This is a genomic window from Streptomyces sp. MGP-BFMKR1, from assembly GCF_057766585.1.
The window spans coordinates 6,198,597-6,211,311 of the sequence record NZ_CM173408.1 but is presented as its reverse complement, the minus strand read 5'-3'; the positions used below and the strand labels follow the sequence as shown (position 1 = coordinate 6,211,311).

Annotated in this window: 7 protein-coding genes; all 7 read right to left on the bottom strand. The window is 75.3% G+C overall.

What is annotated here, in order from left to right; genetic code table 11:
• Positions 1-141: 141 nt before the first annotated feature.
• The gene (rpmA, locus tag AC3CHW_RS24730) at positions 142-396 is read right to left on the bottom strand and encodes a 50S ribosomal protein L27 (protein WP_176161586.1); all 255 of its coding nucleotides are present in this window, start codon (positions 394-396) and stop codon (positions 142-144) included.
• Between the two features lie 14 nt (positions 397-410).
• Positions 411-731, bottom strand: a complete 321-nt coding sequence (gene rplU / locus AC3CHW_RS24725; protein WP_176161587.1) for a 50S ribosomal protein L21 — start codon at positions 729-731, stop codon at positions 411-413.
• 422 nt (positions 732-1,153) lie between these two features.
• The gene (locus tag AC3CHW_RS24720; protein WP_488467945.1) at positions 1,154-5,539 is read right to left on the bottom strand and encodes an Rne/Rng family ribonuclease; all 4,386 of its coding nucleotides are present in this window, start codon (positions 5,537-5,539) and stop codon (positions 1,154-1,156) included.
• A gap of 276 nt (positions 5,540-5,815) precedes the next feature.
• The gene (locus AC3CHW_RS24715; protein ID WP_277322292.1) at positions 5,816-6,559 is read right to left on the bottom strand and encodes a TIGR03936 family radical SAM-associated protein; all 744 of its coding nucleotides are present in this window, start codon (positions 6,557-6,559) and stop codon (positions 5,816-5,818) included.
• Between the two features lie 278 nt (positions 6,560-6,837).
• Complete coding sequence (locus tag AC3CHW_RS24710; protein WP_488467944.1) at positions 6,838-8,553, bottom strand: protein kinase domain-containing protein; 1,716 nt, start codon at positions 8,551-8,553, stop codon at positions 6,838-6,840.
• Positions 8,554-8,705: 152 nt separating this feature from the next.
• Entirely contained in the window at positions 8,706-10,643 is a 1,938-nt protein-coding gene (locus AC3CHW_RS24705; protein WP_187060907.1) for a TIGR03960 family B12-binding radical SAM protein, read from the bottom strand.
• Positions 10,644-10,792: 149 nt separating this feature from the next.
• Positions 10,793-12,547 (bottom strand): CYTH and CHAD domain-containing protein, encoded by a 1,755-nt coding sequence (locus AC3CHW_RS24700; RefSeq protein ID WP_488467943.1) that lies wholly within the window; start codon positions 12,545-12,547, stop codon positions 10,793-10,795.
• Positions 12,548-12,715: the final 168 nt, after the last annotated feature.

Sequence of the window (12,715 nt, the reverse complement as noted above, 5' to 3'; positions counted from 1 at the left end):
GTCTACTGCGTGCTGCCTGGTGGGACAACACGCGAAAGGCGGACCCTCTTCCCGCATCGGGACTCCGTCGGAGTCCGTACGAGAAGGGAGGTCCGCCTCCGCGAAAGAACCGTTACGCGCGGTCCGCCGTGATCAGGGTGATCAGGCGACCGGAACGATGTTCACGACCTTGCGGCCGCGGAAGGTGCCGAACTCCACCGCGCCGGCGTTCAGCGCGAACAGGGTGTCGTCACCGCCGCGCCCGACGCCGGAGCCCGGGTGGAAGTGGGTGCCACGCTGGCGGACCAGGATCTCACCGGCGTTCACGACCTGACCGCCGAAGCGCTTCACGCCGAGCCGCTGAGCGTTGGAGTCGCGACCGTTCCGAGTGGACGATGCGCCCTTCTTGTGTGCCATCTCTCCTCAGTCCCTTACTTCGCGGCCGTCGGGATGCCGGTGACCTTGATCGCCGTGTACTGCTGGCGGTGGCCCTGACGACGCCGGTAGCCGGTCTTGTTCTTGTAGCGAAGAATGTCGATCTTCGCGCCCTTGTGGTGGTCCACGACCTCGGCCTGCACCTTGATCCCGGCCAGCACCCACGGGTCGCTGGTGACCGCGTCGCCGTCGACAACGAGCAGGGTAGAGAGCTCTACCGTGTCGCCAACATTGGCGGTGGAAATCTTGTCAACCTCAACGATGTCGCCGACAGCAACCTTGTGCTGCCGACCACCGCTGCGCACGATGGCGTACACGCGGATCTCGCTCTCTCGCTAGTAAACGGGACCCCTGATGCCAGCCGCTCACATGGGCCGAAGGCTCATGAGATCCGAGTGGACGAGCGGCCTCTACCGAGGAGCCCGAGGGCCCGCGTCGGAAGGGAGTTGCTCAGGGGTTTGGCGTACAGACGCCGACGGTCAAGATTACGGCGTGTCGCGCCGCAGGGTCAAACCGGCCCCGCTGCGACACCGGCCGTACCACGGGCCACACCCACCACAGCGGGCCGCCCCACGCCGCCGCCCGCTCCCCCGCGTGAGCCGACTCGTACGGGATCGCCCGTAAGGGACCACTCGTACGGGACCCGCTGGGCAGGCGCACGGAGCCCCCGACGCGCCGCTCCCCGGGCCCGTGACGGGTCCGGGGAGCGGCGCTCGGTGGGCCTTGCCGCGCGGGGCGGTCAGTCCTCCGTGGTGGCCGACACGGCCGAGGCGGGCGACTGCTCCGCCGCGGCGGTCTTCTTGGTGGCCGTCTTCTTGGCGGTGGCCTTCTTGGTCGCCGCCTTCTTGGCCGGGGCCTTCTTGGCGGCTGCCTTGCTGGCCGTGGCCTTCTTGGCGGCCGTCTTCTTCGCGGTGGCCTTCTTGGCGGCCGTCGGCTCGTCCGCCTCCGGGGCCGCCGCGTCCTCGGCCGCGTCGGACACCGCCGCGTCGGACACCGCCGCCTCGGGCTCCGCCTTCTTGGCCGCCGCCTTCCTGGCCGGGGCCTTCTTGGCGGGCGCCTTCTTCGCGGTGGCCTTCTTGGCCGCGGTCTTCTTGGCCGGCGCCTTCCTGGCGGCCTTCTTCGCCGCCGGGGCCGCCTCCTCCGACGCGGCCTCCTCCTCCGCCGCCTCGACCAGCGCGTCGGGGGCGGCGACCGGCTCCGGCGTACCGGCGGTCACCGGCTCCGCCACGGGCTCGGCCGGCGCCTGGTCCGCGGCGCGGTCCGTGCCGGACGGGCCGACCACGACCACGGCCGCCTCCGCGTCGGCCGGCGACCCGGCCGGCGCGGTGACCTTGCGCGTCACCCGACGGCGAGCGCGCGGCGGCGCGGCCGGCTCGGCGGCCGGGGCGGCCGGCTCCGGGGTCGGCTGTGCGGCCGGCTCCGGGGTCGGCTGTGCGGCCGGCTCCGGGGTCGGCTCGGCGACCGGCTCGGCGGCAGCCGGGGTCGGCTCCGCCGGGGCCGGGGCGACGGCCGGGGCCGGGGCCTCGGCGGTGGCCGGGGCGACCTGCTCCTCCACGCTCACCTCGGCCTGCCGGGGCGAGCCCGCGGGGGCCGACGCCTTGCGGCTGGCGCGCCGGCGACCGCGTCGCGAGGCGGCCGAACCGCGTCCCGACTCGGCGGCGGCCTGCGCCTCGGCGGCGCTGCCGAACCACTCCTCCTCCGCCTCGGCGGCGGCCGGCTCGACGGGCTCCGCCACCGGAGCCGGGACCGGGATCGGGGCGGTCTCGGCCGGCTCGGGCTGGGTCGCCGGGCGCTCGGCCTCGGCCGGCGCGTGGACGTGCTCGTGCTGGTCGGCGCCACCCTTCTTCTTCTTGCCGCGCTTGCCGCCACCCCCGCCACCGGCGGAGGTCGGCTGGTCCATGTGGACCAGGACGCCGCGCCCGTTGCAGTGCACGCACGACTCGGAGAAGGACTCCAGGAGCCCCTGCCCGACGCGCTTGCGGGTCATCTGCACCAGGCCCAGCGAGGTCACCTCGGCCACCTGGTGCTTCGTACGGTCGCGGCCCAGGCACTCCAGGAGGCGACGCAGCACCAGGTCCCGGTTGGACTCCAGGACCATGTCGATGAAGTCGATCACGATGATGCCGCCGAGGTCGCGCAGCCGGAGCTGGCGCACGATCTCCTCGGCCGCCTCCAGGTTGTTCCTGGTGACCGTCTCCTCCAGGTTGCCGCCCTGGCCGGTGAACTTGCCGGTGTTGACGTCGACCACGACCATCGCCTCGGTCCGGTCGATCACCAGCGAGCCGCCGCTGGGCAGCCAGACCTTGCGGTCGAGCGCCTTCATGAGCTGCTCGTCGATGCGGTACGTGGCGAACACGTCCACGTCCGACGTCCACTTCTGGAGCCGGTCGGCGAGGTCGGGCGCGACGTGCGAGACGTACCCGTGGATGGTCTCCCACGCGCCGTCACCGCTGACGATGACCTTGGAGAAGTCCTCGTTGAAGATGTCGCGCACGACGCGGACGGTCATGTCCGGCTCGCCGTAGAGCAGCGTGGGGGCGTGCGAGCTGCCGCCGCTCTTCGCCTTCTGCTGGATCTCCTCCCACTGCGCCTGCAGGCGGGCGACGTCGCGGGTCAGCTCGTCCTCGCTCGCGCCCTCGGCCGCGGTGCGCACGATGACGCCCGCGTCCTCGGGGACGATCTTCTTGAGGATCTGCTTCAGCCGCGCCCGCTCGGTGTCCGGGAGCTTGCGGCTGATGCCGGTCATCGAGCCCTCGGGCACGTACACCAGGTAGCGGCCGGGCAGTGAGACCTGGCTGGTCAGCCGGGCGCCCTTGTGGCCGATCGGGTCCTTGGTGACCTGGACGAGGACGGACTGGCCGGACTTGAGCGCGGTCTCGATGCGGCGCGGGCCGTGGCCCATGCCGAGCGCCTCGAAGTTGACCTCACCGGCGTACAGGACCGCGTTGCGGCCCTTGCCGATGTCGACGAACGCGGCCTCCATCGACGGCAGCACGTTCTGCACCTTGCCCAGGTACACGTTGCCGACGTAGCTGGTGGCCTGCTCCTTGTTCACGAAGTGCTCGACGAGGACGTTGTCCTCCAGCACGCCGATCTGGGTGCGCTCGCCGCTCTGCCGGACGACCATCACGCGCTCGACGGCCTCGCGGCGCGCCAGGAACTCCGCCTCGGTGATGATCGGCACCCGACGCCGGCCCTGCTCGCGGCCCTCGCGGCGGCGCTGCTTCTTGGCCTCAAGGCGCGTGGAGCCCTTGATGGACTGCACCTCGTCGGAGGGCTCGACGTCCTTGGCGCGCCGCTCGCGCGGCTCGCGGATCTTGACGACCGTACGCTCCGGGTCGTCCCCGCCGGTGGCGTCCGCGCCGTCACCGCTGCGCCGGCGCCGACGCCGACGACGCCGGCTGCTGCTGGAGCCGCCGCCCGTCGCGTCGTCCTCGCCGGGCTCGCCGTCCTCGGCGTGCTGCTCCTCGTCGGCGGGCTCGGGCGCGGAAGCCTGCTCCGCGTGCTCGGCCTGCTCGGGCTGGTCGGCTCGCTCACCATCGGCGTGCTCGTCGGCGCCCTCGGCGTCGAGCGCCTCGCCCCGGCGACGGCGGCGGCCACCGCGACGGCGACGGCGCGAGGGGCGGTCGCCGCCCTCGTCCTCGGCCTCCGCGTCGTGCTCCGGCTCGGCGGCGCCGTCGGCGAGCGCATCGTCCGCCTCGTCGGCCGGCTCGGTCGCGGGCTGGCCGGCCTCGCTCGGGGCCTGGGTCTCGGTCACGGCGCGCTCGGCGGCCGGCTCGTCCTCGACGGCCCGGCGCCGGCGGCGACGCCGGCTGCTGGTGGTGGCCCGCTCCGCGGCGGGCTCCTCCTCCTCGTACGCGTCGTCCTGTCGTCCGGCCGCCGCGGCGGCTGCCGCCGCGGTCTCCGGGGTCTGGAACATCGGCTCGGCGAACACCGGCGCCTGGAAGACGGCGGTCGGCGGGCGCACGGCGCGCCGCCGCCCCCGCACCGGCTCCTGGGTCGGGGTGGCGCTGGCGGTCTCGGCGGCCCGCGCCTCGGCCGCGGCCTCCGGGGTGCTCGCGGCGGGTGCGGCCGGCTCGCTGGCGGTCCGCTGGCGGGTGCGCCGCGTCGCGGGCGCGGGCTCCGCCGCGGCCTCCCGCTCGTCGGCGGCCGTCTCCTGCGGCTCGGCGGTGGCCGTCCTGCGCACGGCGCGGCGCCGGGTGCGCGACCTCGGCGCCGGCTCGGCCTCCGCCGCCGGCTCGGCGACGGCCTCGGTGGCGGTCTCGGACCCGGCTTCGGCGGCCGGCTCCGGGGCGGCGGCGTGGTCGGCGGCCACCTCGGCGGCGGGCGTCTCGACGCCCTGCGCGGGGCCGGCCGGGGCGGTGGCCTTACGGGTCGCGCGGCGACGGCTGCGGGCGCGCGGCGCGGACTCCTCGGCGGCCTCGTCAGCGTCGGCGTCGACGGTGGTCGCGGCGGGGGCGACAGCGGCGGGCTCGGGCTGCGCGAGGGTGGCGGCCGGGGCCTGCTCGGCCACCGGCTCCTCCTCTTCCTCGTCCGCGGGCGCCTCGTCGGCGGCGCGCTGCGGGGCGCCGGCCGGTGCGGTGGCCTTGCGGGTCGCGCGGCGGCGGCTGCGGGCGCGCGGCGCGGACTCCTCGGCGGCGGCCTCGTCGGCGCCGGCGGTGGTCGCGGCGGGGGCGGCAGCGGCGACCGGCTCGGGCTGGGCGGCGGCCTCGGTGGCGGCGGGCGCGCCGGCCGGGGCGGTGGCCTTGCGGGTGGCCCGGCGGCGGGTACGGCCGCGCGGGGCGGCCTCCGCGTCGCCGGCCTCACCGGTGTCGGAGGCGGGGGCGTCGGCGGCGGTGGCGCGCGGCTCGTCGGCGGCGCCGGAGGCCGCGATGGCGGCGACGGAGGCGGCGGCCGGGGCGGTCGACGCCAACTCCGTGGACGCCGCGTCATCGCCGCTCAGCGCGGCGGTGCCGGCCTTCGCGACCGGGGGGCCGGCGGGCCGGGAGGCGGCGCGGCGCCGGCGGCGCGGCGGCAGGGTGCCGCTGGGGCTGTCCCCCAGCGGGCCCTCGGCGCCGGGCCGGTCGGCCGATTCGGCCACCTGCTGGGCCTGCGTTGATTCGTGGGGCTCAATTGGTTCGAGCATGCGGGCGGTTCTCCCGTCACGCTCCCGGGCGCCGCGCCTGATTCCGGCCGCGGCACCGCGTGATGTGCGCGGTACCGCCATCCGGGGCGCGGGCGCCGCACGGGAGCTGTTGTCTCGCTCGCCGGGTCCCGTTCTTGGGCACCGGCGAAAGTCTCCTGGTCAGTGCGCCTGCCGCGGCCGGGCGGATGCCCGTGAAGCGGCGGCGCGTCGACGACCATCCCTAGCCGGGACCCTCCGGCGCTCCCCCGCGAGCGGGCGTTGCCCCCGGTACGGCGGTCATTCCGGCGCCGTGGGTGGGGCGGCCTGGACTGCCTCGCGGTCGGGTGCGAGCGGATCGGTCACCGTGTCGGACTCCTCATCGAGCAGCCCCTGCGCCAGCCTGGTCACCGCAGCGGGGACCGGCGGCGCCAGGTCGGCCGTAGCGCGGAGACCGGACAGGACGTCGTCGGGTCGCACGGCAGGTGTCACATGCCGAACAACCAGGCGCAGTATCGCACAGCCACCATTGCCCGGCCTATCGGCCTGACCTGGGAGCGCTTCCAGTCCAACGACCGCTCCACGGGCGTCGAAGCTGCGCAACCCGTTTTTCGTGCGCCGTTGCACCTCCACGGTCTCCGCCGCGAGGAAGGCCGCGACGGCGCGCTCGGCCGCGGCGTGTTCCACCCCGTCGAGCCGTAGCTCCCACACGGACGCCTGGAGCCGGTCGGCCAGTCCCGACGTGGTGGCCTCCACCGCGTCGGTGACGTCGAGGCCGTCCGGGAGCGAGGTGTTGAGCAGCGTCCGGAGCTCGTCCGGGTCGCGTCGCTCGGCGAGCTGGATCTCCAGGTACTCGGCCTCGCTGCCGGTGCCCGTGGGCGCGGCGTTGGCGTACGACACCTTGGGGTGCGGGGTGAAGCCCGCCGAGTACGCCATGGGCACCTCGGCGCGGCGCAGGGCCCGCTCGAAGGCGCGCTGGAAATCACGGTGGCTGGTGAACCGGAGGCGACCGCGCTTGGTGTAGCGCAGTCGGATGCGCTGCACCGCGGGAGCGGGCGGTGGGCCTTCGGGCTGTCGCTTGCCCAGGGTGACGTCTCCTTGCGTAGGGCCGGCCAGGTCGTCAGCCCGCGCGCAGTGGGGGCCGCACCGGCTGTCGCCTGCCCGTGTCGTCCGGTCCAGCGCCCCGCCGCACAGCGGTGGTCGGCGCAGGGACCTTCTCCCTAGGGTACGCGTCGCCCGCGCCCGGAGTGCTCCCCGGGGGTTGGCGGCCCGTCCGGAAGCCCGCTCCGACCTGCCTCGACACCGGGGGCGGGCCCCGCGGGTCAGCGGTCGTCGCTGGTGGCCGGGACGCTCATCAGGTCCACCACGAACAGCAGCGTGTCCGTGCCCTTGATCCCCTCCGACGGCAGGCCCTTGGCGCCGTACGCCTTCTCCGGTGGCACCGCGAGTTGGACGCGGCTACCGGCCCGCTTGCCGACCAGTGCCTCGTCCCAGCCCTTGATCACCTGGCCGGTGCCGATGAAGAAGGTGTCGGGTCGGCCGCGCGCGTGGGAGGTCTCAACGATCCGGCTCTCGCCCCAGACCTGCATGACGTAGTGGACGGAGATGCTGCTGCCCTTGTCCGCGGCGCGACCGCTGCCCTCGATCAGCATCTCGACCACGAGCCCGCTCGGTGGGTCTCCGGTCGGCGCGGCCATCGTGGGCTTCTCGCCGAACGCGGTGCCGGCGACGATCTCGGGCAGCCGCCCGTCCCCGCTCCCGTGCGGGGCCCGTGTGCTGGGCCCGGTCGACGCCTCGTCGTGGCCGGCCGGCTCGCTCGGCGTCGGGTGCTCGCCCGCCCGGTCCCCGGCCCCGGCCCCGCTGGGGTCGCGCGTCGGCCGGTGGCCCTTCGCCCCGTCGTCGGCGTCGCCGCCGAGGCCGCGCCAGACGGCGAGCGCCCCGCCGACGGCCACCGTGGCGCCGCCGCCCGCGACCGCCACCAGCAGGGCCCGCCGGGAGGCGGTACGCCGCGCGCCGGGCACGCCCGTGGGCTGCGCCGATGTCGGGGTCGGGGCCGGGGGTATCGGCGGCGGGGGCAGCGTCCCGTAGGCGGCCGGGCCGAACCCGGGCGTGGCGGCCGGCGGCGGGGCGGCGGGCCCCACGGGCAGGGCCGCGCCCGGCGGCGCGGGTCGGGCGGTGGGCGGGGACGCGAGGGTGGCGCTGATGTCGGACGGCAGCCAGCGGCGTTCGCGCACCGTGTCGGGCACCGCGAACTCCGCGCGCAGGTGGGCCACCGTGGGCCGCTCGGCCGGGTTCTTGGCCAGGCAGCGGGCGAGCGTCGGCCGCAGCGCGACGGGCACGCCGGACAGGTCCGGGTCCTGCTCGACGGTCCGGTAGACCATCGCGAACACGTCGCCCTCGCCGTACGGGCCGCGGCCGGTGGCCGCGTAGACGAGGGTCGCGCCCAGCGCGTAGACGTCGGTGTGCGGCCCGACGGCGTCGCCGCGCACCTGTTCGGGCGCCATGTAGCCGGGGCTGCCCGAGAGTTCGCCGGTGCGGGTGATCTGGGTGTGCTCGGTGGAGCGGACGATGCCGAAGTCGATGACGCGGGGGCCGTCGTCGGCGAGCAGTATGTTCGACGGCTTGAGGTCCCGGTGGGTGAGGCCGACGGCGTGGATGGCCTCAAGGGCCCGGGCGGTCCCGGCCAGCAGGGCGCGCAGCGCGTCCTCCGGCAGCGGACCGCGGTCGGCTATGGCCGTGGTGATCGGGACGCCGGCGATGTACTCGGTGGCCAGCCAGGGCCGGGGCGCGTGCGGGTCGGCGTCCAGGACGGCGGCCGTGAAGCGGGCGTCGACCCGGCGGGCGGCGTCCACCTCGCGGGCGAAGCGGCGCCGGAACTCCTGGTCGTCGGCCAACTCGGCGCGCGCCACCTTGAGGGCGGCGATGTGTCCGGTGGCGGCCCGGCCGAGGAAGACCACGCCCATGCCGCCGCTGCCGAGCCGCCCGAGCAGTTCGTAACCCCCCACCGACCGCGGATCACCCGCCTCCAGCGGCTTCATGCACCGGCCCTCCCCGTAGCCCGGTGCGGGAGCCTACCCGGGCCGCGCGAGCGCACACCACAGCCCCGTCCACCCCGACTGACCTCGGGGTGGACGGGGCTGTGGGGCCGGGCGGCGCGGGGCTGACCGGCGCGGCCCCCGTTACCGCCGCCCTAGTTGCCGCCGCCCCCGACGACGGTCAGCGGCAGCAACTTCTTGCCCGTGGGGCCGATCTGAATACTGGTGTCCATCTGGGGGCAGACCCCGCAGTCGAAGCACGGCGTCCAGCGGCAGTCCTCGACCTCGGTCTCGTCGAGCGCGTCCTGCCAGTCCTCCCAGAGCCAGTCCTTGTCCAGGCCGGAGTCCAGGTGGTCCCAGGGCAGCACCTCCTCGTAGGTGCGCTCGCGCGTGGTGTACCAGTCCACGTCCACGCCGAAGTCCGGCAGCGTCTTCTCGGCGCAGCGCATCCAGCGCTCGTACGAGAAGTGCTCGCGCCAGCCGTCGAACCGGCCGCCGTCCTCGTACACCGCGCGGATGACCGCGCCCACCCGCCGGTCGCCGCGCGAGAGCAGGCCCTCGACGATGCCGGGCTTGCCGTCGTGGTAGCGGAAGCCGATGGAGCGGCCGTACTTCTTGTCGCCGCGGATCTTGTCGCGCAGCTTCTCCAGGCGCGCGTCGGTCTCCTCGACGGAGAGCTGCGGCGCCCACTGGAAGGGCGTGTGCGGCTTGGGCACGAAGCCGCCGATGGAGACGGTGCAGCGGATGTCGTTGGACCTGGAGACCTCGCGGCCCTTGGCGATCACGTTGACCGCCATGTCGCCGATCTGGAGCACGTCCTCGTCGGTCTCGGTGGGCAGCCCGCACATGAAGTACAGCTTCACCTGCCGCCAGCCGTTGCCGTACGCCGTGGCGACGGTGCGGATCAGGTCCTCCTCCGAGACCATCTTGTTGATGACCTTGCGGATGCGCTCCGAGCCACCCTCGGGCGCGAACGTCAGGCCCGAGCGGCGGCCGTTGCGGGTCAGCTCGTTGGCCAGGTCGATGTTGAACGCGTCCACCCGGGTGGAGGGCAGCGACAGGCCGATCTTGTCCTCTTCGTACCGGTCGGCGAGGCCCTTGGCGATGTCGCCGATCTCGGTGTGGTCGGCCGAGGACAGCGACAGGAGGCCGACCTCCTCGAAGCCGGTGGCCTTCAGGCCCTTCTCGACCATCTCGCCGATGCCGGTGATGCTGCGCTCGCGCACCGGGCGGGTGATCATGCCCGCCTGGCAGAACCGGCAGCCGCGGGTGCAGCCGCGGAAGATCTCGACCGACATCCGCTCGTGCACCGTCTCGGCGAGCGGGACCAGCGGCTGCTTGGGGTAGGGCCACTCGTCCAGGTCCATGACCGTGTGCTTGGAGACCCGCCACGGCACGCCGGACCGGTTGGGCACGACGCGGCCGATGCGCCCGTCGGGCAGGTACTCGACGTCGTAGAAGCCGGGCACGTAGACCCCGCCGGTCCTGGCGAGACGCAGCAGCAGCTCCTCGCGACCCCCGGGGCGGCCCTCGGCCTTCCAGCCACGGACGATCTCGGTGATCTCCAGGACGGCCTGCTCGCCGTCGCCGATGACCGCGCAGTCGATGAAGTCGGCGATCGGCTCCGGGTTGAACGCCGCGTGTCCACCGGCGACGACGACGGGGTGGTCCTCGGTGCGCCGCGCGGCCTCCAGCGGGATGCCCGCGAGGTCGAGCGCGGTGAGCATGTTGGTGTAGCCCAGCTCGGTGGAGAAGCTCAGGCCGAAGACGTCGAACGCGCTGACCGGCCGGTGGCTGTCCACGGTGAACTGCGGCACGTCGTGCTCGCGCATCAGCTCCTCGAGGTCGGGCCAGACGCTGTAGGTGCGCTCGGCGAGCACGCCCTCGCGCTCGTTGAGCACCTCGTAGAGGATCATGACGCCCTGGTTGGGCAGGCCGACCTCGTACGCGTCGGGATACATGAGCGCCCAGCGGACGTCACACTCGTCCCACTTCTTCACGGTGGAGTTCAGCTCTCCACCCACGTACTGGATCGGCTTCTGCACATGCGGGAGCAGAGCTTCGAGCTGCGGGAAGACCGATTCGGCAGACATACCCGGGAACCTTCGTGAGCTGACGGAGGACACGCCCCACCGCCGACGGCGAGGGACGGGTGACCCTCAAGCCTAACCCGCCCGGCGGGACCTTCCCGCCCACCGCCCGTCCCGGAGGGCTTCCCGGGACGGGCGGTGGGCGGGGTCGGTCACAGCAGTCGGCGCGGTGGCGGGTCCAGGACGGCGGCCCACACCTCCGGCAGTTCGCGCTCGCGGGCCGCCGCGGCGGCCTCCTCGCGGCCGTACAGCAGCCCGAGCGTGAACGTGCTCTCGCCCGCCGCGTGCGCCCGCACCGCGATGTCCCGCAGCGTCTCGCGGGCCCGCACGCTGTCCTGGTGGTCGCCGAGGACCTGCTGCACGCGCTGGAGCCGGCCGGCCAGCTCCCGGGCCCCCTTGCCGAGGCCCAGCTCGGCGGCCTCGGCCGCGTACCGGGCGCGCTTGGCGGCCTTGCGCGCCGCGTGCAGCGCGCCGTCGCGCTCGGGCCCCGGGGGCAGCGCGAGGGCGGCGTCCACGCGGCGGGCGAGCCGGTCCGTCTCGGCCAGTACGGCGGCGCGGACCACCTTGCGCGGCGGCTTCGCCGCGGCCGGGCGCAGCAGCGGCGGCGTGCCCTCGCGGGTCCGCGGCGGGTCGGCGCGCAGCGCGTCGAGCGTGGTGAGCAGGTCCAGGTAGCGCGGGCCGTCGAGCGCCGCGATGAGCCGCTGACGGGCGTCGGCGTGCTCGGCCTGGGCCCAGATGGTCAGCCGGGCGCGCACCGGGCCGAGCCGCTGTTCGTCGGGGACCGCGTCGAGCCCGGCCGTCAGCCGTTCGGCCAGCACCTCGCGGTCCCGGTCCACGCCCAACTCGCCGGCCAGCCACTTCAGTTCGGCGCCCACCGGGTCGGCGGCGGCCCGGTCCAGCACCTTGCGGTAGGAGCGCAGGACGCTGCGCAGGCGGCGCGTGGCGACCCGCATCCGGTGCACGGCGTCGGGGACCTCGCGCCGGGCGGCCGGGTCGAGCGCGACGATCGCCGCGACCTGCCGCCGCACCGCGTCCAGCACCACGTCGCCGGCGGTCAGCTCGGCGGTCGGGTCCCCGCCGCCGAGCAGGGCGTCCGCGCCCTCGCGCCGGCGGGCCTTCTTCGGCGGCGCGGGTTTCTTTTGTTTCTTCGGTTTCTTCGACTCCTTCGGCTTCTTCCGTGTGTCGTCGCCGTCACCGTGCGCGGCGCGGTGCTCCTCCCGGCGCGCCTCCGTGGCCGGTACGGACTCGACGTGCGGCGCGGCCGTCTCCGCCAGGGCGCGGGCCAGCTTGGAGGTCGATCCGGCGGGCCGCAGGCCCAGGGTGGCCAGGTGGCGCTCGACCGCGTCGAGCAGCGCGGGGTCGCCGCCCGCGCCCAGTTCGGCCTCGACCTCGCTCCAGCGGACGGGCGCGCCGGCCGAGCCCGCGCGGCGCGCGCTGACCTCGTCAGCGCTGATCTCCGCGAGCGACTCGCCGGCCGCGTCGACCAGGCGCCAGACGGTGCGCCGGGTGCGCAGTTCGACCAGCGGGCGCAGCGGGGCGTCCAGGGTGCGCGAGCGGGTCAGGGCGGCGAGTTCGGGCGGCACCGCGTCGCCGAGCGGGGCCCTGATCTCGTCCCGCACCACGTCCCCGCCGTCGCTCGTGCGCGGGGTGCCCTTGGGGCGTACGGGGAGCTTGAGGTGCCAGCCCTCGTCGGAACCGCCGGTGCGGCGGCGCAGCGTCACGCCGTCCGCCGCGAGCCGCTGGTCGGCGGTGTCGTAGTAGGTGGCGTCGAGCGCGGTGACGCCGTCGTCCACGACGGAGGCGACGCCGGGCAGTTCGGCGAGGGCGGACAGCGCGGCGAGGTCGAGTGGCGCTCCGCCGGGCGCCGCCTCGTACTTCCGTTCGATTTCTCGTACGGTGCGTGACATGGCCGCAATGTACGCCCGGGGGGTGCGCGCGGCGAGCGGTTCGACGGGCTCGGTCGCACCTCGCGCGGTGGGGTGGCCGGCCGCGTGGGCGCCGCGTGCCGCCGCCCCGCCGCCGGGCGCGGCCCCGCCCGGCCGGGCTCGGGCGGGGTCGCGCGCGGCGCCGCCAAG